Origin of the sequence: Ventosimonas gracilis, assembly GCF_001580025.1 — a bacterium.
Lineage (GTDB): Bacteria > Pseudomonadota > Gammaproteobacteria > Pseudomonadales > Pseudomonadaceae > Ventosimonas > Ventosimonas gracilis.
Genome location: NZ_LSZO01000182.1, coordinates 1 through 20,205, shown reverse-complemented (window position 1 = coordinate 20,205; position 20,205 = coordinate 1). Strand labels below are relative to the sequence as shown.

At 54.5% G+C, this 20,205-nt stretch carries 18 protein-coding genes and 1 pseudogene; 6 read left to right on the top strand and 13 right to left on the bottom strand.

Features of this window, described 5'->3' with window-relative positions:
* Window positions 1–42 precede the first annotated feature (42 nt).
* From AXE65_RS10015 to AXE65_RS10005, 3 genes and pseudogenes are all read right to left on the bottom strand, one after another.
* Window positions 43–813, bottom strand: coding sequence for an AEC family transporter (locus tag AXE65_RS10015; RefSeq protein WP_068391665.1), 771 nt, complete (start codon window positions 811–813; stop codon window positions 43–45).
* A gap of 464 nt (window positions 814–1,277) precedes the next feature.
* A pseudogene (locus tag AXE65_RS13610) lies at window positions 1,278–1,513 on the bottom strand (transposase); the annotation flags it as partial.
* A 103-nt stretch (window positions 1,514–1,616) separates the two neighbouring features.
* Window positions 1,617–2,204: a YajG family lipoprotein gene (locus tag AXE65_RS10005; RefSeq protein ID WP_068391658.1), complete on the bottom strand. Its 588-nt coding sequence runs from the start codon at window positions 2,202–2,204 to the stop codon at window positions 1,617–1,619.
* A 327-nt stretch (window positions 2,205–2,531) separates the two neighbouring features.
* Here AXE65_RS10005 and glnK point away from each other — a divergent pair, with 327 nt between their 5' ends.
* Window positions 2,532–2,870, top strand: a complete 339-nt coding sequence (glnK, locus tag AXE65_RS10000; protein ID WP_068391668.1) for a P-II family nitrogen regulator — start codon at window positions 2,532–2,534, stop codon at window positions 2,868–2,870.
* A 7-nt stretch (window positions 2,871–2,877) separates the two neighbouring features.
* On the opposite strand, the gene AXE65_RS09995 is transcribed toward glnK, so the two are convergent.
* From AXE65_RS09995 to AXE65_RS09965, 7 genes are all read right to left on the bottom strand, one after another.
* Window positions 2,878–3,678, bottom strand: coding sequence for an aldo/keto reductase (locus AXE65_RS09995; protein ID WP_068391655.1), 801 nt, complete (start codon window positions 3,676–3,678; stop codon window positions 2,878–2,880).
* Complete coding sequence (locus AXE65_RS09990; RefSeq protein WP_068391652.1) at window positions 3,675–4,853, bottom strand: FAD-dependent oxidoreductase; 1,179 nt, start codon at window positions 4,851–4,853, stop codon at window positions 3,675–3,677. Before AXE65_RS09990 ends, AXE65_RS09995 begins: the two co-directional genes overlap by 4 nt.
* An 81-nt stretch (window positions 4,854–4,934) precedes the next feature.
* Window positions 4,935–5,396 (bottom strand): tRNA (uridine(34)/cytosine(34)/5-carboxymethylaminomethyluridine(34)-2'-O)-methyltransferase TrmL, encoded by a 462-nt coding sequence (trmL, locus tag AXE65_RS09985; protein ID WP_068391649.1) that lies wholly within the window; start codon window positions 5,394–5,396, stop codon window positions 4,935–4,937.
* A 50-nt stretch (window positions 5,397–5,446) separates the two neighbouring features.
* The gene (gene glnA, locus AXE65_RS09980; RefSeq protein WP_068391646.1) at window positions 5,447–6,847 is read right to left on the bottom strand and encodes a type I glutamate--ammonia ligase; all 1,401 of its coding nucleotides are present in this window, start codon (window positions 6,845–6,847) and stop codon (window positions 5,447–5,449) included.
* Between the two features lie 99 nt (window positions 6,848–6,946).
* Entirely contained in the window at window positions 6,947–7,219 is a 273-nt protein-coding gene (locus AXE65_RS09975; RefSeq protein ID WP_068391643.1) for an oxidative damage protection protein, read from the bottom strand.
* Window positions 7,216–8,280 (bottom strand): A/G-specific adenine glycosylase, encoded by a 1,065-nt coding sequence (gene mutY / locus AXE65_RS09970; RefSeq protein ID WP_068391640.1) that lies wholly within the window; start codon window positions 8,278–8,280, stop codon window positions 7,216–7,218. The genes AXE65_RS09975 and mutY overlap by 4 nt, the downstream gene beginning before the upstream one ends.
* Window positions 8,277–10,466, bottom strand: a complete 2,190-nt coding sequence (locus AXE65_RS09965) for an AsmA family protein (protein WP_068391637.1) — start codon at window positions 10,464–10,466, stop codon at window positions 8,277–8,279. The genes mutY and AXE65_RS09965 overlap by 4 nt, the downstream gene beginning before the upstream one ends.
* Window positions 10,467–10,733: 267 nt before the next feature.
* On the opposite strand from AXE65_RS09965, the gene AXE65_RS09960 reads away from it, so the two are divergent.
* The gene (locus AXE65_RS09960) at window positions 10,734–12,110 is read left to right on the top strand and encodes a glutamine synthetase family protein (protein WP_068391634.1); all 1,377 of its coding nucleotides are present in this window, start codon (window positions 10,734–10,736) and stop codon (window positions 12,108–12,110) included.
* A gap of 137 nt (window positions 12,111–12,247) precedes the next feature.
* On the opposite strand, the gene AXE65_RS09955 is transcribed toward AXE65_RS09960, so the two are convergent.
* Entirely contained in the window at window positions 12,248–13,768 is a 1,521-nt protein-coding gene (locus AXE65_RS09955) for an APC family permease (protein ID WP_068391631.1), read from the bottom strand.
* A gap of 493 nt (window positions 13,769–14,261) precedes the next feature.
* On the opposite strand from AXE65_RS09955, the gene AXE65_RS09950 reads away from it, so the two are divergent.
* From AXE65_RS09950 to leuA, 4 genes are all read left to right on the top strand, one after another.
* Window positions 14,262–15,521 carry a mechanosensitive ion channel family protein gene (locus AXE65_RS09950; RefSeq protein WP_068391627.1) on the top strand — a complete coding sequence of 420 codons (1,260 nt, stop codon included), beginning with the start codon at window positions 14,262–14,264 and terminating at the stop codon, window positions 15,519–15,521.
* Complete coding sequence (locus tag AXE65_RS09945) at window positions 15,518–16,129, top strand: TetR/AcrR family transcriptional regulator (RefSeq protein ID WP_068391624.1); 612 nt, start codon at window positions 15,518–15,520, stop codon at window positions 16,127–16,129. Before AXE65_RS09950 ends, AXE65_RS09945 begins: the two co-directional genes overlap by 4 nt.
* Window positions 16,130–16,344: 215 nt before the next feature.
* The gene (locus AXE65_RS09940; RefSeq protein WP_068391621.1) at window positions 16,345–16,944 is read left to right on the top strand and encodes an HI_0983 family protein; all 600 of its coding nucleotides are present in this window, start codon (window positions 16,345–16,347) and stop codon (window positions 16,942–16,944) included.
* A 420-nt stretch (window positions 16,945–17,364) separates the two neighbouring features.
* Window positions 17,365–19,050, top strand: a complete 1,686-nt coding sequence (leuA, locus tag AXE65_RS09935; RefSeq protein ID WP_068391618.1) for a 2-isopropylmalate synthase — start codon at window positions 17,365–17,367, stop codon at window positions 19,048–19,050.
* 72 nt (window positions 19,051–19,122) lie between these two features.
* Here leuA and AXE65_RS14200 read toward each other — a convergent pair whose 3' ends face one another.
* On the bottom strand, window positions 19,123–19,620 hold the full coding sequence (locus AXE65_RS14200) for a sensor histidine kinase (protein ID WP_239685073.1): 498 nt from the start codon (window positions 19,618–19,620) through the stop codon (window positions 19,123–19,125).
* Window positions 19,553–20,050: a histidine kinase dimerization/phospho-acceptor domain-containing protein gene (locus tag AXE65_RS14195; protein WP_068391612.1), complete on the bottom strand. Its 498-nt coding sequence runs from the start codon at window positions 20,048–20,050 to the stop codon at window positions 19,553–19,555. The genes AXE65_RS14200 and AXE65_RS14195 overlap by 68 nt, the downstream gene beginning before the upstream one ends.
* Window positions 20,051–20,205: the final 155 nt, after the last annotated feature.

The following is a 20,205-nucleotide window of genomic DNA, read 5'->3' as shown; positions in this document are numbered from 1 at the left end:
TTCAATCATCGACATGAAAACATCTATCTGGCCTTGCTAAAATTACTGCGTGAACAGCCGCTTTGATCGCGTTTGCTTCCTAAGACCCAATAGAATTATTGTGCAGATTGGCATGATAAGCAGTTTTAGTGAAACGGCATAAATGGTGGCAATCGTCCGGCAGGTTTGCATGCTTAGCATCAGACCACTACCCACCGACATAAGGCTGAGCGGGGTCGCCGCACTGCCGAGGTAGCCGAGAAACTGCTTTATAGCGCCTGTTATATTCAGGCCAATCATATTGATGGATAACCCAAGCAAGGCAGCAATAATCAGTGGATTTTTCACGATAGCCACAAGTGTATCTTGGAGCGATTTTTTCCCACCGTTACCGTAGTGATTCATCACTAGTACACTCATAACATTGGTTATAACTATCATGTAAGCGATGAAAACACCTGATAGTGCTACGCCCTCTGTTCCAAATAAAGATTGAGAAAGAGCAATAAAAACATAGGAGTTGTAGCGAACTCCCCCTTGAAAAATAGAGGTAAATAAATCATTTCTTACTTTGATAACGTACTGACCGGCAAAGATAAAAGCAGCTACCATAAGAGTTCCGCCAATGGTGGCAACAATAGCCGTTGATGTGCCGGTATTATCGAAGTTTGCCCGGCTTATATCCAGCAGCAAGAGCGAAGGGAAAAACACATAGTAGACCAGCTTGTCTACCGATTTCCAAAAAACCTCCTCCAGCAGGAAATAGTTTTTGCCAATATAGCCGGCCACGATCAACAGAAAGATCGGCAGAATCGATAGAAAAGTGTTTAACATGCTACTGCCTCCACTCTTTGCAAGACGCGCGACTTCACCTGTGTAAGACCCAAGTGGTTCCATAGATTAGGCGAAACGAAAACCCTCTGTATCCTGCGCGTTGGATTTTGGTATTTGTCAAATGAACCATTGAACTTATCTCTTGAATGCAAGGTAAAGTGGTTGTCGATATACAGGAGTCTGCCGGGTTTAATGTCTATTCCGAATGAGACTTTTCGAATAGCCTTATAGAAATTCTCCATGGCCTTTATAGCGGAAGTAGTCTGCGGTTCCACCATATCAGGATAGAAAACGGCGCTTACTTCTGGGAGACTCAGATTACCGCGCAGCGAAGCGATTGGTATATTGCCGCGGTGCCAGCGGTAAGGCACTTTGATGCGAAACTCAGGGCGTCGCAAGCATTCAATGTCTTGGTTGCCCAAGAGCTTTAAAGCGTTACGTGCGTCAGCCCAGTGTGTCAGCGGGCCAAACTTGCGTTTGATCACCCGAAACGGGTGCTCCACCTTGGCCCGCACTTTGGCTATCAGGTGCTCGTAGGCCGCGCCAGTTCGCGCTTGCCCGTATTAACGATCGCCTCCACCGGCGAACGCCTGCGCGCAATGTTCCACTCGACCTTGCGTCCCTTGAGTTCATCGCGCTTGCCAGCGCCAATAAACCCCGCATCGGCATAAGCCACCTGCTCATTTCCATGCAGTTCCTTAAGCAGACCCTGGCAGTGCAAATGTACTGGCGGGATACATTTGGATAATCCCAATAGCAGGCTTCACCCATGCAATGAGGGTAACGGGCTGGCCTTGGCGTGCTTACTGTGCCAATAGCTCCTTTACCATGCCTTTATCGGCGAACATTCTGTCCAAAGCATCGCTTAGTACTTGGGTGAGTAATTGGTTGTTGGCGCGTTTATCGGGTGAGTTGGGAAAGCTGCGCGTCACTGTGGCGGTGTAAAGCCCCTGATAACGGCGATTGCCGTTTTCTGTTTGTGCCGAAAGGCTGGCGCGTACGTTGGACTGTGCGTTAATTCCGGCGCGTACGGCCTGATAATCAACCAGCGTCAAGGTCACGGTCAGTTGCGGGGCGTTGCTGTCTTCTCCCGGAACAAAGCCCAGAAGGCGTAGCCCTCGGTCAACCTGGGTTTTCAGTTTCGGCAGAATGTCATTGGTCGGGAGGGTTAAGTAACTGGTTTTTCCATAAACTCCACCGCGTGTGCCAATCTCTTGCGCGGTACGGCCATCGACTACCACCAGCCGTATGGGTTGTCCCTGGGCTTGCAGGCTCAGTCTATCGGTATCCACTTCTGGCTTGGGGCTGAGTTTTTGCGGACTAAGGGCGCAACCGCCCAAAATTAACGTAAGGCTTACCGTAAACAGCATCAATAACGAGCGCTTTAACATAGGTATCTCCAAAAAATAGACAGTTAAAAATCCCTTAAGGGATTGGCAGGCAAACAACGCCTTTGATTTTTTTTACCCAAGATGGGATTTGACGGTTTGCTGCACGCTTCCTTGCGTGGAACTGATGGCGGCAGCGGGGCGCAAATGATACCTGTGATTGAGGCGCAATGCTTTGCTTTACCCAAACAGTTGCTTGATGGCAGGTCATTTATATCAGGCATGTCTTTAAGTGGCGTTTGTAAGGCGGCCACTGGAAACTCGCGCGTAAGCAAGCCCTCTACATTTGGCATACACTGTGCATCTTTGCTTGCCAACGAAGAGGGTTTTATGAAGCTGGTTACTGCCATTATCAAGCCGTTCAAACTCGACGCGGTGCGCGAGGCGCTGTCGGAAATCGGCGTGCAAGGCATTACCGTCACCGAGGTTAAAGGCTTTGGGCGGCAAAAAGGCCATACCGAACTGTATCGCGGGGCGGAATATGTGGTCGATTTTCTGCCCAAGGTAAAAATCGATGTCGCCATTGACGACAGCCAGCTTGACCGCGCGATAGAAGCCATCAGCAACGCGGCCAATACCGGCAAAATTGGCGACGGCAAAATTTTTGTGACCGCGCTGGAACAAGCCATCCGCATCCGCACCGGCGAAACCGGTGCCAATGCGATTTAACCGGGGGCTATTTAAGCAGCGCCGCGACGGCTTCGGCGTTTTGTTTAAGGTGCGCCGGATTGATGGTGCCGACAATGGCGGCGCTGACCCCAATATGGCCGAAGACCAAGGCAAAGCTCGCGGTTAGCGGGTCTTGCCCTTCGGCAAGGCAAGCGTGTCCACTGGCGAGTGCTTTTTTCACCAAAATGCCTTTGCCGTGCAAGGCGGCGTAATCGAGCACCCGATGCTCGTCCTGCTGCGCCAGGTTGTAAGTGACCATCGCGCAGTCCGCACCTTGCTGCAACGCCAGCAGGTTGCCTTCGGCGGTTTTGCCGGAAAAACCAAAGCTGTGGATTTTGCCTTCGGCTTTGAGCGCGGCCAGCGTGGTGCAGACTTCGCCCTGTTCCAAGATGGCAAGGTCGTTACCGTCTGAATGCACCAGCAGCACATCGATGACATCGGTGTGCAGCTTTTGCAGGCTGCGTTCGACTGAACGGCGCGTATGCGCGGCGGAAAAATCAAAGCGTGATACGCCGCCTTCGAACTCTTCACCGACTTTGCTGGCAATCACCCACTGCTCGCGCTGCCCGCGCAGCAGCTTGCCCAGACGCTCTTCACTGTTGCCGTAGGCCGGGGCGGTATCGAGCAGATTGATACCCAGCATGCGCGCGTTATCCAAGAGGGCGCGTGCCTCGTTATCGTCTGGAATGCGAAACGCCGCCGGATATTTCACGCCCTGATTGCGCCCTAGTTTTACCGTACCAAGCCCCAGCGGCGAGACCATAATCCCGCTATTGCCGAGCGGGCGATACAGCGAATGCAGGCTCATGACAATAATCCATGCCAAAAGGGCGGGGCTAACGGCGGTTTGGGCAAAGGCGGTAATGGGTTGTGCGCGCTTGGCGTAATCTGCATCTGCTTAAGGTGCTTAAGTACGCGGTCGGCAAAATCCGGTGCCAGCGCGAGCTTGGTCGGCCAGCCGACCAGTAGCCTTCCTTGAGTAGCCAGAAAAGCATTATCCGGGCGCAACAGGCCGGACTGCGCCGGTTCCGCACGACTGACGCGCAGGCAGGCAAACTGCGCGTCAGACCAGTTAAGCCAAGGTAGCAGGCGGGTGAGTTCTTGGCGGGCGGCATGGATTTGCGCGGCTTGGTCACGTGCCACGCCGTTGGCTTCGGCCAGTTCCCCACCCAGATACCAAAGCCACTGCCCATCAGCCAAGGGATGACTGGTAATGGTTAGCCGTGGTTTGCTGCCCGCGCCCAGGCAGTGTGCGTAGAGTGGGCTAAGCTGCGCCGATTTGACCAGCACCATATGCAGCGGGCGGCTTTGTTGCGCGGGCTGGGTTAGAGCAAAGCGTTCCAGCAAGGCCTGATTGCCCGCTCCGGCGCACAGCACGATACAGCGTGCGTGCAGCGCTTGGCCGTCCAATTGCAGGCCGCATGGCTCGCCGTTTTCATCGGTAAGCGGTTGGATGTCTTGCGCCGACAGCAGGCTGTCCCCGCTGAGACGGGTTAAGCATGACAGCAGGCTGAGCACATCCAGCACCAGCTCATCCAGCCGGTAAACCTTGCCGGCAAATGCCGGATTTTGCAGCGCGGGCGGCAGTGCCTCGCCCGTTACCGCAGCAATGCGGCTGCGCATGGCACGGCTGGCAAAAAAACTGGTTAAGTTGCCCGCAAGCGAGCCTGGCGACCAGAGGTAATGCGCTTGCGAAAGCACCCGCACATCCCGTAAATCCAGCTCACCTTCACCTGCAAGCGCTGCGCGAAAACGCCCCGGCATGGCTGCAATGGCCTGCGCTGAAGGGGTCAATACGCCCTGCAAAGCATACTTGGTGCCGCCGTGGATAATCCCTTGCGACTTACCGCTCTGCCCGCTACCAATGGCCGCGCTATCCAGCAGCGCCGTAGCAAAGCCCAAGCGGCGCAACCGCGCATTCAGCCAAAGCCCGGCGATGCCCGCGCCGACGATTAATACATCGGTAGAAAATGATTGCGACATAGACCTGTGTCTAACCCAATAAAGGCGGCAGTATAGCGGGACAGACAGGGCGGTTTTTGCCCTTTGAAACGGGAACAGACTCTAAGCGCCGGCAAAGCCAGTTTGCCGCCAAGCCTCGTAGACGGTGACAGCAACGGCATTGGAAAGATTAAGGCTTCTGCAATGCGCCAGCATCGGCAGGCGGATGCGCTGTGCGGCGGGCAGGCTATCCAGCAGGGATGGCGGCAGACCACGGCTTTCTGCACCGAACAAGAAGGCATCACCTGACTGGTAGCGCACTTGATGCAGTCCTTGCGAGCCTTTGGTGGTCATGGCAAACAGGCGTGGGTTTGCTAGCGCAGCAAGACAAGCCGCCAAGTTTGCATGGCAACGCACCGAGGCGTATTCGTGGTAATCGAGACCCGCACGGCGCAGGCGTTTGTCATCCAGCACAAAGCCAAGCGGCTCAATCAGATGCAAGCTGCAACCGGTATTGGCACAAAGGCGGATGATATTGCCGGTATTGGGCGGTATTTCCGGCTCAAACAGGATGATATGGAACATCTTGACGTTAAAGGCCGCGGCGTATCAACGCCTGCGACCTTTTGCACGGATTACACGCTGTAATAAAGCTCGTATTCCAGCGGGTTGACTGACTGGCGCACTCTTAGGTCTTCCGCGCGTTTGACTTCCAGATAGGCATCGATAAATTCATCGGTAAACACCCCACCGCGGGTTAAGAAGGCGCGGTCGTTATCGAGGGCATCCAAGGCTTCGGTCAAACTTGCGCAGACGTGCGGGATGTTTTTCAGCTCTTCCGGCGGCAGGTCATAGAGGTTTTTATCCGAAGCATCACCCGGGTGGATTTTGTTTTGAATGCCGTCAAGCCCGGCCATCAAAAGCGCAGCAAAGGCCAGATACGGGTTGGCGGCAGGATCCGGGAAGCGCGCTTCAATTCGCCTCGCTTTCGGGCTGCTTACGTAAGGAATGCGAATCGAGGCCGAGCGGTTGCTTGCCGAGTAAGCCAGCAAAACCGGCGCTTCATAGCCCGGCACCAAGCGCTTGTAGGAGTTGGTCGCCGGATTGGTCAGGCCGTTGAGTGCTTTGCCGTGGGCGATAATGCCGCCGATAAAGTAGAGCGCGGTATCGGAAAGCCCGCCATAACCTTCGCCAGCAAAGGTATTTTGTCCGTCTTTGAAGATGGACAGGTGTACGTGCATGCCCGAACCGTTGTCGCCGTACAGGGGTTTGGGCATAAAGGTCACGGTCTTGCCGTAGGCTTCGGCCACGTTGTGCACACAGTATTTGAGCGTTTGCACTTCGTCGGCCTTGGCGAGCAAGGTGTTAAAGCGCACGCCGATTTCGTTTTGCCCGGCGGCGACTTCGTGGTGGTGGATTTCGACGCAAAGGCCCATTTCTTCCAGTGCGTTGCACATGGCGGTGCGCAGTTCGTGGTCGTGGTCGAGCGGCGGTACCGGGAAATAGCCGCCTTTGAGTGCCGGACGATGGCCGCGGTTGCCGCCTTCGAGGTCGGCATCACTGCTCCAGGGTGCTTGTTCGGAGATGATTTTGAACATCGAGCCGGCTGGGGTGGTTTTAAATTTGACTTCATCAAAGATAAAAAACTCAGGTTCCGGGCCGACAAAGACTTGATCGCCGATACCGCTGGCTTTGAGGTATTGCTCAGCGCGACGGGCAACGCCGCGCGGGTCGCGCTCGTAGCCTTGCAGGGTGGTCGGTTCAATGATGTCGCAGAGCAAAATCAGCGTGACTTCTTCGCTGAACGGGTCGAGCACGGCGGTGCTGTCGTCCGGCAGCAAAATCATGTCGGAGGCTTCAATGCCTTTCCAGCCGACAATCGAAGAGCCGTCAAACATTTTGCCGTATTCAAAAAAATCTTCATCGGCATCACGCGCTGGCACGGTCAGGTGATGCTGTTTGCCCTTGGTGTCGGTAAACCGTAAATCGAGCCACTTAACCTCATGTTCTTTAATCAGTTGCATCGACTTCAACATGCTGTTCTCCAAAAAAAATGCCCCGAAGAATAAATGCCCGGGCAAACGGCGGCCTAAGATAGCAAAACTGGCGTGGTTTTGTGCAGTGCGAAAAACGGATTATTGAGCCGGTGGGGTAAAGCCATCGGCTTTGGCGTGTTCATCGCCTGCAAAGAATTTATCCATCTGCTGCGCCAAGAATGTTCGGTCGGCAGTATTCATCATGGAAAGGCGGCGCTCGTTAATCAGCATGGTTTGCTGCGCCTGCCATTCATCCCAAGCTTTTTGCGAGATGTTTTCAAAAATATCCAAACCCTTGGTGCCGGGGTAAGGCGGGCGTGCCAAACCCGGCAACTCTTGTTGGTATTTGCGGCAGTGGACGGTACGGCTCATAAGGCTTTCCTGCGGTTGATTTGTGCGGCGTATTTAAGAAGTTTTGCTACCGGTGCGGCAAGCCCCAAGCGCTTGGGGTTGTCTGGGTCGTACCAGAGGTAGTGGTCTTCTGCTACAGCATTTGCGCTTTCGTTCACCTCAATCAGCCAAGGCTCAATCGCTAGGCGAAAGTGACTGAAACTATGTGAGATCAGTGCAAGTGCGCGGCGCTCGCCCAAATCAAGAGCGTAACGCTGGGCAAGGGGTTCCAGCGCCTCAATGGTATCGAGTTCGGGCAAGCTCCAAAGGCCGCCCCAGATACCGGCGGGCGGGCGGCGTTCCAGCAAGATGCAGCCATCTTTACGAGCGAAAATCGGCATAAGGCTGCGCTTTTGCGGCAGGGTTTTGCGTGGTTTTGGCGTGGGATAAAGGCTTTGGCTGCCGCGAGCGAAAGCGCGGCAGCCACTTTGCACCGGGCATTCGGCGCAAGCAGGCAGTTTGGGCGTGCAGAGGGTTGCGCCCAAATCCATCATCGCTTGGTTGTATATGGCGGTTTGTTCTGTGGGGGTGAAGCGTTCGGCCAAATCCCAGAGAATGGCTGCGGTTTTGCTTTCACCCGGCCAGCCGGATGTTGCGCTATAGCGGGCGAGCACGCGTTTGACGTTGCCGTCGAGTATCGCCGCGGGCAGCCCCATGGCAAGGCTTAAAATGGCTCCAGCCGTGGAGCGGCCAATGCCGGGCAGTTCGGCCAGTGCTTTAACGGATGCGGGAAATTCGCCGCCATATTGCTCGCTGATAATGTGCGCGGTCTTTTTTAGATTGCGCACACGACTGTAGTAGCCAAGACCCGTCCACAGGTGCAGCACTTCATCGTCACTCGCCTTGGCTAGCGTTTGTACGCTCGGAAAGCTTTGCATAAATCGCCCAAAGTAGCCGATAACGCTGGCAACCTGGGTTTGTTGCAGCATGATTTCCGATACCCAAACGCGATACGCGGTGACCTGCTGCTGCCAAGGTAAATCCTTGCGGCCATGTTGCTGCTGCCAAGCGATCAAACGCGCGGCAAATTGCGCCTCGGTCATGGTTTAAACAGGCCGCGCAGCGCGTCCTTGATTTGTGGGGCGGCCTCTGTGCCCAGCTTTTTCTCGATCGCTTTATCGAGTTTGCTTTCTATTTTCTCGCCGTATTGGTCGACAATTAAACGAGCGGCAATCTGCGCTACGCCGTCTTTGTCCAAGCGACAGGCTTTCGCGCCTAATTCCAGCGAGCCGCGGCAGCGCACCGGCAGTTCCATGCCGACATAACGACGGTTGACCGTGCAGGCAGGGTCGGGGTCGGCCTGGGTATCGCCTTCAATCAGCAGTCCTAATCGATAGTCCATGCCGAGCACCGGCAAATTCACCTGGCCATTGCCTTTAAGCGAAAGCCCGGGGATGCGTATGGCAAGGTCTGGATTGGTGGCAACGCCATTGACCAGATTAAGGCTACCGCTTAATTGCTCAAAAGGCGTGTCTTGACTGCGCTGCTCACTGCTTAAGGTTTTGCGGTTGAGCAGGGCGATGCCGGTACAGAGTTGCTGCTCCAGATTGGCATCGGGTAACACGCCATTTTTCACCACAAAATTGGCCTTGCCGTTTAATCCTTGAACCCAGGCGAGCTGGCTGTTGCCGCGACTTTGCACATCGGCATTAAGTTCCAGTGCACCGCTGATGGGGGATTTTTGCCCCGGTTTTTCCAGCAGGCGCTCAATCGGTACGTTCACAACCTTGGTACTGGCAGCGAGTAGCGGCTGCACGCCGCGCACATCCAATTGGGCATTTGCCGTAAGGCTGCCGTCATACAAAGCGGCTTTTAGGCTTTGCAGGCCAAGCAGACCATCAGCGGCATTGGCTTTGAGCTGCACTTTATTCAGCGGCATTTGCTGATAGGTCAATTGCTCAAGGGTCAGCTCAAGGGCGAGGTCAAGGCTGCGCAAAGTCTTAAGCGGCAGCACGGGTTCATCACTCCAGGAGGCCTCGGTGGGCGATTTGGGTAGCGTGTCGCCACTGCCTTGATCGGGTTTGCTGGTTTGCGCGGCGGTTTTTTCGGGCGGTGGCAGATAGCGGTCAAGGTTTAGCTTATCGCCCGCAAGCTGTACACGCAGCGCCTGTTTGGAAAAATCCGCGAGCGAAAGCTGCCCACTGAATTGGCTGTCATCCAGTTGGATTTTGAGGTTTTCCAGCGCGAGGCTGCTTTTTGTGCCTTTGATTTGGCCGCTTAGGCTGAATTTTTTTAACGCCGAAGCATCTGCCATCGGCGGCAATTGAGTGCCAAGCCCTGCGGCAAATTGGCCTAAGTCAAACTCTGCCAGCGCCAGTTGCCCGCCAATAGTAGGGGCTTTATCCAGATGGCCCACGCTCAGTTCGCCGCTGGCGCGTAACTGGTTAAGGGATAGTTTGAGGTTGTTCCACTTGGCAAGCTGTGCGCTTTGCTCGAACAGCAATTGTCCTTGAGCGACAAAGTTTGCGCTTTTATCGGAAAACGGTTCGCCGGAAAGCTCGCCAGAGGCGCGCAGATTATCCAAACGGTAGTGCCGGTTTGCGCTATCGATAAAAAAGTCGGCAGAAAGCTCGGTCGATACGCGCAAAACCGGTTGATTGGCGCTGATAAAGGCAGAAAATTTCAGCGGAATAGCAGCGCCCTCGCGGATGCTGCCAGTGGTCAGTTGCAGGCTTTCGGCAGAAAAACGCATGCCGCTTTGGGCATCAAAATAATCCAGGCGGCCGTTGTTGATAATCAGGCTGTCAATATCGATTTTAAGCGGTTGCGCGGTTTTATCTTGGGATGCTGTGGGTTCTTTGCTGGCGGATTGATTGGAAGAGTTAGCCGAAGGGCCTATGTCTTCCCAATTGCCCTTGCCTTGTGCGTTGCGTTCAAGGGTTAGATTTAATCCCTCTACACGAATGGCGCTCATCTGCACTTCACGGCTAAGCAGCGGCAACAGGCGCACGGAAAGCCCCAGCATATCGAGCTTGGCAAAGGGTTTATCGGGCGTTTGCGTACTGGCAACGCTCGCCTGATGCAGCGATAAACCCAGCCACGGGAACAGGCTCCAGCCGATGTCGCCGGAAAGTTTTAACTCGATATTGGCTTTTTCCCGCGCGAGATCCTGGATTTCGCCTTTGTAGTCATTGGGGTCGATAAGCTGGGTCAGCGCAAAACCCAAACCCACCACAATCAAAAGCAGCACCAAGAGCAGGATGCCTACGATTTTGCCGACGGATTTCATGCGTGCACCTGTCTTAAGAGGTCACTTGAGAAGTACGAGTATATACCTTGCGCGCGACTGTGGATTGTCTGCCTGGCGCGCTTTTGCACAGGCAAAAGCACTGTTTGAAAATCGGGCAAAGCCAGACCTCGCAACGCTTTGAGGGGCTTTTGACGAGCTGCGGGGGTGACGGGCGTGCCTGCTTTATGGGTAGAATAAGCGCCATTGACCGCCGAATGACGGCTTTGTCAATCCTCCTGAAAGCTATTTTTAATAAACAGGTGCATTATGTCTCCCCCCTTAAGTGCCGGATTGCCTAGTGAGGCGAGCACTTTTCTTGAATCTCATCCTGAGATTGTCTTTGTTGACCTTTTAATTGCCGACATGAACGGCGTGGTGCGCGGCAAGCGCATTGAGCGCGCGGCGTTGCCCAAGGTGTACGAAAAGGGCATTAACCTGCCTGCCTCATTGTTTGCTCTCGATATCAACGGCTCGACGGTGGAAAGCACAGGTCTTGGCCTTGATATTGGCGAGGCCGACCGTATTTGTTTTCCCATTCCGGGTACGCTCTCGGTCGAGCCTTGGCAAAAGCGCCCCACCGCGCAACTGTTAATGACCATGCACGAGTTGGAAGGCGAGCCGTTTTTTGCCGACCCCAGAGAAGTGCTGCGGCAAGTCGTGCAAAAGTTTGATGAATTGGGCTTAACCATTTGCGCGGCCTTTGAACTGGAGTTCTACCTGATTGACCAAGAGAACATAAACGGTCGCCCGCAGCCGCCACGCTCGCCGATTTCCGGCAAGCGCCCGCATTCTACCCAGGTGTATTTAATTGATGACCTGGATGAATACGCCGACTGTCTGCAGGATATATTGGAAGCGGCCAAAGTGCAGGGCATTCCCGCCGATGCCATTGTTAAAGAAAGCGCGCCCGCACAGTTTGAAGTTAATCTTCATCACACTAAAGACGCGATTAAAGCCTGCGATTACGCGGTATTGCTAAAACGTCTGATTAAAAATATCGCCTATGACCACGAGATGGACTCGACCTTTATGGCCAAGCCCTATCCAGGGCAGGCCGGTAATGGTCTGCATGTGCATATCTCGTTATTGGATAAAGACGGCAATAATATTTTTGCCGACGAAGATCCAACGCAAAATGAGGCACTGCGTCATGCATTAGGCGGCGTATTGGAAACCATGCCGGCGAGCATGGCGTTTTTGTGCCCGAACGTGAACTCCTACCGTCGTTTTGGCGCTAACTTCTATGTGCCCAATACGCCCAGTTGGGCGCTGGATAATCGCACCGTAGCATTGCGCGTACCGACCGGCTCGCCCGATGCAGTGCGTATTGAACACCGCGTGGCCGGTGCCGATGCCAACCCTTATTTAATGATGGCGGCCATTTTGGCGGGTATTCATCATGGCTTAACCCATAAAATCGAGCCGGGCGAGCCGATTGAAGGCAATGGTTACGAACAAATGGAAGCGAGCCTGCCGAATAATCTGCGTGATGCCCTGCGCGAGTTGGACGATAACGAAATACTGGCGCGTTATATCGACCCCAAATACATCGATGTATTTGCCGCCTGTAAAGAGGCTGAATTGCAGGAGTTTGAAACCACTATTTCTGACCTTGAATACAATTGGTATTTGCATACCGTCTAGCCAATAAAAATAACTGCCATAGTTTAAAGCCGCACCGCTGTGCTCCCCTCCCCACTTGTGGGAGGGGCAGGGGAGAGGGTAAACAAATATCAGCGAAGTTTTTAAATTGCCCGGCTGTATCTATTTAATCGACGAGGTTATCCGCTAAGCGCATTGGCCGCATTAACACTACGTTCAGTGCTGCGCACGGCATCCCCTGCCGGCGCACTGCCGCCTTGCCAAGCGCCGGATACTTGCATGTAGATAAAGCCGACCAGCGTAATCCCGACCAAGGTCATAATCAGCAGCCAGTCTTCCACCCAGCCGCCGCCGGTTTCGCGCGGCCAGAGGATATTAACGATAGCGATAATGCCCCAGCCGAGCGCAATCAAATTAACCAGCAAAGCCCAAGCGCCCAGTTTAAATTTCCCGGCCGGTTGCCAACCCAGCAAACGCGCGCGCAGTGCCGCGAGTACCACCATCTGAAAGCCGATATAAATACCGACCGTGCCAAAGCCAATCATCGCGGTAAGGGCTTTTTCCAGTTTCAGCGAAAGCACAATAATGATTGCGGGCAGGCAGACGGCGACTAACAAAGCATTTTGCGGAACATGACGATTTTCGTTGAACTTGGTAAGAAAATTCGAGGCGGGCAGAAAATGGTCGCGGCTCATTGAATAAATCAACCGGCTTGTCGCCGCCTGAATACTGGTAATGCAGGAGATAAAAGCAATCGAGATAACCAGCATGGCGACCCAATACAAAGGACCGAAGGCTTCAGAGAGCAGCAGGGCAATCGGGTCAGTCACCTCGCCGCGAGCGACCGCGTGAAAGTCCGGCACGGCCAAAACCAGTGGAAATACCAACAGACAGCAGGCGAGGCCGCCGACATAGAGCGTCATGCGCATGGCTTTGGGGACTTGGGCGCTGGGGTCTTTGATTTCTTCGGCCAAATCGCCATTGGCTTCAAAACCGTAATAGGCGTAGCAGCCAATCAAGGCAGCCGCTGCAAACGCACCGAAATAACCGCCGGAAAACGCATCGCCAATGCCTTGACTGTCAAACAGCACCTCAAAGCCATGCTGGCGGCCAAACAACAGCAGATAACCGCCGATAATCACTGAACCGATAACCTCTGCACTAAAACCGGCCAGCGCCGCGAAACTGAGCGCCCGTGTACCTAATGAATTGAGTAAGGTGGCAACCGCCAGTGCGCAAAGCGCTATCAACACCGTGCCACCGCTATCGAGTTCGCCGCCAACTATCGCAGCGATAAAAGGTGCAGCGCCGTAAGCCACAGCAGCAATGGTGCCGACTAATGCGACCAGATAAATCCAGCCGTTCATCCACGCCCACTTGCGCCCCCAAAGCCTTCTTGACCAAGGATAAACCCCGCCAGCTACCGGATAGTTGGAGACCACTTCGGCAAATACCAGCGCGACAAAAAACTGTCCGACCAAGGCAATCACCAGCGCCCAAGCCATCGGCGCACCGGCAGTGCCAAGGGAAAAGGCGAACATTGAGTAGATGCCAGCAATCGGCGACAAATAGGTAAAGCCTAAGGAGACATTGCCCCAAAAGCTCATTTCCCGGCGAAAAGTGGCATCGTAGGAATAACCGAGGGAAGCCAAATGCGCGGCATCGGCATCCGCCCCCGCAGTAGTTGCATGACGGCTCATGATAAGAGGTGCTCCTTGTTGTTGGGGTTGTGTTGGTGCAGTGCGTCAGGGCGGTAACACTAGCGCCCGTTGCCATGAGCAGGCATATAATATGCCATATTACATATGAGTTAATATGTTTTATTGAAATGTAAGCGCGAAAGCTAAAAAAAGCGTGTGACAAGCGCTATTGGGCGAAGAGTGTCAGCGGATAGATAGAACGGCCTTATACAGCCCTTGCTAATTTTTGTACTGCAAAACAAAAAGTAGTGATACATAAAGTAACCATTGCGGTCAGCTTTGGGGTATCCAGTAACTTGCCAGGTGGGCGGCTGCATCGCCCCATCCCGCTTGCAGGTGAGGGGCAAAGTATGTAGCTCCCCTCGCCCATTTATGGGAGAGGGCAAGTACGTACATGGCGCGATGACTCTGGATACGCCGCTCGTTCGGCTGGACTAAGCGCTCTATCCATAGATAATGCGCATTTTCCTCGTTCGTTTAAAAAGAGTGCCGCATGCAGCAAACCTACCAACAAAGTCTTGCCCTGCTGGCCGAGCATCCGCGGCTTTTTAGTTTGCTTAGCCTGTGCCTGTTGCTCGTTGTCGCTTGGGCGAGCAATTGGATTATCAAGCGTATTTTGTTACGTGCGGTACGTCGCGCGTTGTCGGCGGCTTGGCTTTGGCAAAGCCCGGAAATGCAGCGCTTTCCCATTATCCGCCGTCTTGCCAATGTCCTGCCGGTGTTGGTGGTGCATCTGGGCATTGAACTGGTGCCGAACCTGCCAGAGACCTTCACCCACCTGGTGCATATCCTCTGTAATTCGCTGATTGTGCTGTGCCTGGCACTGGCAGGCAGCGGCTTTTTAACCTTGATTAACCTGCTCTACGAACGCCGCCCGGAGGCACAGACACGCCCGATTAAAGGTTATATCCAGCTCGGCAAAATTGTGCTCTATGCCATTACCGCGGTGCTGGTGATTGCCATTTTGCTCGACCGCTCGCCGCTGATTTTGCTCTCTGGCCTTGGCGCGATGGCGGCGGTGTTGATGCTGATTTTTCAAGATACCTTGCTGTCTTTGGTCGCCAGCGTGCAAATCAGTTCCAACGATATTATTCGCGTCGGTGATTGGGTAGAAATGCCTTCACTTAATGCCGATGGGGATGTGATTGATATTGCCCTGCACGCGGTCAAAATCCAGAACTGGGATAAAACCATCAGCACCATTCCCACGCGGCGTTTTGTGACGGATTCGTTTAAAAACTGGCGTGGCATGAGCGAATCCGGCGGCAGGCGCATTAAACGCTGTCTGTATTTAGACCAAACCAGTGTGCAGTTTTTAGATGACGAACAAGTTCAGCGGCTGCATCGCTTGCGTTTGCTGGGCGATTATTTATCGCACAAGCAAAGCGAATTACATGAGTGGAATGAAAAACTCGAACAGTACGCCGAGGTGCCGGCCAATCTGCGCCGCTTGACTAACCTCGGTACTTTTCGCGCCTATGTGGAGCACTATTTGCGCAATCATCCGGGTATTCACCAAGGCATGACTTTGTTGGTGCGGCAATTGTCGCCGAGCGAGGCGGGGCTGCCGCTGGAGCTGTACTGCTTTACCAATACCACCAGCTGGAATGCCTATGAGGCCATTCAATCGGACATCTTCGACCATCTACTGGCGATTGTGCCGGAGTTTTACCTGCGCGTATTCCAAAAACCCAGTGGTTCAGACTTGCGCAAACTGACCCCCGCGCCGGAAATTGCCAGCGCCGCCTCATGAAAACTGGGGCGCCGCCGAAAAAGCGCATGACGCGCGAGCAGCGTCTGCGCCAATTGCTCGATACCGCTTTGCAGCTTATTCGTGAGGAAGGCACTGACGCGCTGAGTTTGGGGCGCTTGGCCGAAGCCGCAGGCATTACCAAACCGATCGTGTACGACCATTTCGGCACGCGCCAAGGCTTGTTGGCCGCGCTCTATCAGGATTTTGAGCAGCGCCACAGTCAGTTGCTGGAGAGCGCGATTAACGCCTGTGCGCCGCAACTGACCAGTCTCGCCCGGGTGATGGCGGAAAACTACATCGGCTGCATGGAAAGCGAAGGCAGAGAAATGCCCGGTATTCTCGCCGCGCTGCGCGGTTCGCCGGAACTCGCGGTGCTGCGCAGTCATTGCCAACGCGGCTTTATGCAGCGCTGCGCCGAGGCGCTCGCGCCTTTTGCTGCGCCCGCCGTATTGTCCGATGCCGCGCTTTGCGCCATGCTCGGTGCCGCAGACGGTTTGGCAGAAGCCGCGGCTAGCGGCGTTATCCCGGCCGCCGCTGCGGTGGATGAGTTACATCAGGTGATTTTGGCTATGGTGGGCAGGCATAAGCCAAGCAATTATTCTGAATAAAATCGATTTTTAGGCACAAAACGACCGATTGTTGGCCGCACTCTTGTCAGGATTTTGAGCAGCGCCACGGTCAGTTGCTGGTAACGCCTGTTTGCCGCAACATAGCATCTTTGAAACGCTGCCGGAGGCGTCGTGCGCGCCGTGTTCTGATACGGATGGACTGTGCTGAGCGGCACCTGCTATATTCGCCGCCACCCCACTGACGGACGAACCCCATGCTCCATCGCACCTACAAAACCTTGGCCGCGCTGGCGTTCACGCTGCCAGTAACGCTCGCCAGCTTCGGCCAGGCGTGCGCCGCCGAAACCGCGCGGGCTGCGAGCCTTACGTTTGCCGATGTCACCTATCATCTCGCCTGGAGTTCCGAGCCGTCCCCGGACTACATCAAATACGAATACCTACCGCAGGACGAAGAACTCCCGTATTACCACCACATGCTGCTGCTGGAACGGCTGAGCAACGGCATGGGCGTGGCCGATGTCGTCCGCAGCCAGCTGGAATTTTTGAACCAGCGCAAAGAGAGTGACCTGCTCGTCAACCACCGCCTGATCAAAAACGAGAGCAGCGGTGAATACCTGCTCGATTTCGTGCTCAGCGGTGAAACGGAGGACGGTGAAACCATCGTCGAATGGAACGCCTACCGCTACAGCCCCTGGCGCAGTGCCGATGGCGCGCAACACGGCGTGCTGCTCTACGGTTACAGCGCCCGCGCTTACGGCGCTGACGATGGGCGGGAGTTTCTGACCGATTTAAGGGAAACAAGAGAGCCGATCATCCAGGCGCTAGCTTCAACCAGCATGCCCAGCCTGCCGTAACCGGGCGAAACGATAGGTTAAGGTTTCCGCCAACAAGCACCCCTGCGCTTGGCCGGGGTACCAGACTGGGGTGCAAATCCTATTGATGTTAAGTCGCTGATCGTCAGGACGGCTGCTTTGGGTTTCTCCCGTCACAAACATCCGCGCAAGCGGAGCCGCCCTGCAACGCATTGGCCAGGCGCGGGTTCCCGGCCAGCATGGATCGTGCGCCGCCTGCGAGCGATGAGTGGCATCAGCTGATTTAGGTGATTTGGCTATGCCGCGCAGACCCCGGCAATTATTTAAGAATAAATCGATTTTTTGGGCACAAAATGGCTGCTTGTGATTGTTTAAAGCAAAAAGTTGCCAATTTTTCTGCAAATATTGCAAGCGTTGTCGATGGCGTATTAGGCTTGCCTGCATTAGCCTGAGATATTTCCCATGAGCATGCTTAAAGACCCGTCGAAAAAATACCGCCCGTTTCAACCGCTTGCCTTGGCTGACCGCACCTGGCCGGATAAAACCATCAGTGCCCCGCCGATTTGGTTATCCACCGATTTGCGCGATGGCAATCAGGCGCTGATTGAGCCGATGGACAGCGCACGCAAAATGCGCTTTTTTAATGGCTTGGTGCAGGCCGGTTTAAAAGAAATTGAAGTGGGTTTTCCCGCCGCCTCGCAAACCGAATTTGACTTTATCCGCGAACTGATTGAAGGCCAATACATTCCAGATGATGTTTGCATTCAAGTATTAACCCAGGCGCGTAATGATTTAATTGAACGCACCTTCGCTTCGGTAAAAGGGGCAAAGCAAGCCATTATTCATTACTACAACGCTTGCGCCCCGAGTTTTCGGCGGATTGTTTTCCAGCAAGATAAAGCCGGGGTAAAAGCCATTGCCGTTAATGCCGCAAAACAGATTAAACAACTGGCCGAAGCTAATCCAGAAACCCACTGGCGCTTTGAATATTCGCCGGAAGTTTTTAGTTCTACCGAAACCGACTTCGCGGTAGAAGTTTGCAATGCCGTAATTGACGTGTTTAATCCCACAGCGGATAACCGTTTAATCCTTAATCTACCAGCGACCATTGAATGCGCCACGCCCAATCATTATGCCGACCAGATTGAATGGTTCTGTCGTCATATCAAGCGGCGTGATTCGGTGATTATCAGCGTGCATACCCACAACGACCGTGGCACCGGCGTTGCCGCTTCGGAGTTGGCGCAGATGGCCGGTGCCGACCGCGTGGAAGGTTGCCTGTTTGGCAATGGCGAGCGTACCGGTAATGTCTGTTTGGTCACGCTGGCGCTAAACCTCTATACCCAAGGGATTAACCCGGGTCTGGATTTTTCTGATATCGACGCGGTGCGTAAACTGGTGGAAGACTGCAACCAGTTGCCGGTACATCCGCGCCATCCCTACGTGGGCGATTTGGTGCATACCGCGTTTTCCGGCTCGCATCAGGATGCCATCCGCAAAGGCTTTGCCCAACAAAAGGCCGATGCGCTTTGGGAGGTGCCTTACCTGCCGATTGACCCGGCCGATATTGGTCGCAGCTATGAAGCGGTGATTCGCGTCAACAGCCAGTCCGGCAAGGGTGGAATTGCCTTTTTGTTGGAGCAGGAATACGGCATCAGCCTGCCGCGCCGTGCGCAAATCGAATTCAGCCAAGTGGTACAACGGGAAACCGACCGGCTGGGGCTGGAATTAACCGCCGCGCAAATCTACGCGCTGCTGGAGCAGGAATATTTAGCGGCCGATGCGCCTTATCGACTGGAAAGCCACAGCCTGCACGAAGAAAACGGTGTTTGTTGCGTCACCTTGCGTGTGCAGGAGGCGAACCTGGCAGGTAAGCCGCAATCTTGGACGGGAGAAGGCCACGGCCCGTTGGAAGCCTTGGTCGCCGCCTTGCCGGTTAAGGCTGAAGTGATGGACTACAACGAACACGCCATCGGCTCTGGCACCAACGCCAAAGCCGCCGCTTACGTGGAGCTGCGCGTAGCCGGTGGGCGTAGTCTGTATGGCATCGGTATCGACGAAAACCTCACCACCGCGAGCTTTCGCGCTGTATTCAGTGCGCTTAACCGCGACCGTCAAGGCAGTTTCGCCCTTAAAAAAGCGGCTTAAAAGCCAATCTCTCCTGCTTTGGAGAGAGAGTGCTCTTAAGGGTGGACGTCATTGGTGATGTATTGACTGCTTTTACTGTGTCGCCTGCAACCTCACCACAAAGCAGCAGCCGCGGGTTTTGGTGGCATCCAGCGTAATTTCCCAGCCTTGGCGGGTGCAGATGCGTCTGGCCAGTGACAGGCCAAGACCCAGCCCTTCACCACGAGCATTTTGGCCGCGCACAAAGGGCTGAAAAATCGTCTCGTGCTGTGATGGGGCAATGCCGATGCCCTCATCTTCCACGCAAAAGCCGCCGCTTTGCAGTACCAGCCGTACCGTGCCGTGTTCGCTGTAGTGCAGGGCGTTGCGCAGCAAGTTGGTGATGACCGTTGCCAAAAAAGCCGGTGGGTAGCGGCCTTGGTCTTCGCTTTGTTCGATAAGCTGTAAATCCAGATGTTTTTCGGCAAACAGTGGCTGCCAGAGTTGGTATTGCTGGCGCGCGATTGCTGCGAGGCTCTTATTTTCATCTAGGGTCTCGCGGCTTTCTTTGCCGCGTGCCAGATGCAGAAAAATCTCCACCAGTGTGCGCATATCGGAGCAGGCACGGCTGATACGGGCGATTTGTTCGCGGGCGGCGGGGGACAAGCGGCACCTCGTCCAGCAGTTCACACGAGCTGGCAATGACCATCAGCGGCGTGCGCAGTTCGTGGCTGACGTCGCTGGTAAACAGGCGCTCGCGGTTGAGCAGGCTGCGCACTTCACCCAAGGTGCTGTCAAAAGCGGCGGCGAGCTGGCCGATTTCATCATTCGGGTAATCCGCCGCCAATGCCGGGGCGAGCGGGTGCAGTTGGTTACGGTTGCGTACCTGTCCGGCGAGGCGCGACAGCGGCTGCATCACTTTGCGTGCCATTAACAGTCCCAAGGCAAAGGCGAACAGTAGCGTTAATAAAAAACCGGCCAGCACCACGTTAAACAGTGCTTGTTCGTGCGCTTCAAATTCTTGCTGGTCTTGTAGCAGCACAAAGCTTTCGCCGTCTTGGCTCTGGATAAAGACATAGAAGGCCGCATCCTCTTCGACTATTTCAGTAGGGTCTTAGGAAGCAAACATGTTTTTATGGCATGATAACTTCCTGATATGACTGGTAAAAATAGGTACTTCAAACGTTCGAAAATCAG